This window comes from Lyngbya sp. CCY1209, from assembly GCF_055795065.1.
The window spans coordinates 1-301 of sequence record NZ_JAYFER010000025.1 but is presented as its reverse complement, the minus strand read 5'-3'; the positions used below and the strand labels follow the sequence as shown (position 1 = coordinate 301).

The 301-nt window shown below is 50.8% G+C and carries 1 protein-coding gene; it reads left to right on the top strand.

Going from position 1 to position 301, the window contains the following annotated elements; translation table 11 throughout:
- Nucleotides 1-301 (top strand): RNA-guided endonuclease InsQ/TnpB family protein (locus tag AC0QHF_RS00125; RefSeq protein ID WP_324702167.1); only part of this gene is annotated, 301 nt, incomplete at both ends.

The window sequence follows — 301 nt, the reverse complement described above, 5'->3', positions numbered from 1 at the left end:
CGATCGGTTTGACGTTCTCTATTTCGAGACGTTGAACCTAAAAGCCATGCAGCGACTCTGGGGACGCAAAGTCTCTGACTTAGGATTTCGGTCGTTCCTGCAAATCTTGGAATGGGTCGCTCAAAAGAAAGGAAAAGTCGTTGCCTACATTGACCGTTGGTTTCCATCCAGTAAGACCTGCTCGGGCTGTGGGTATGTTTTAGACGAGTTGGATTTGAGCGTGAGACGGTGGCGCTGCCCGTCTTGTGGGTCGGAAAACGACCGTGACGAAAACGCCGCCATCAATATCAAACAGGTTGGG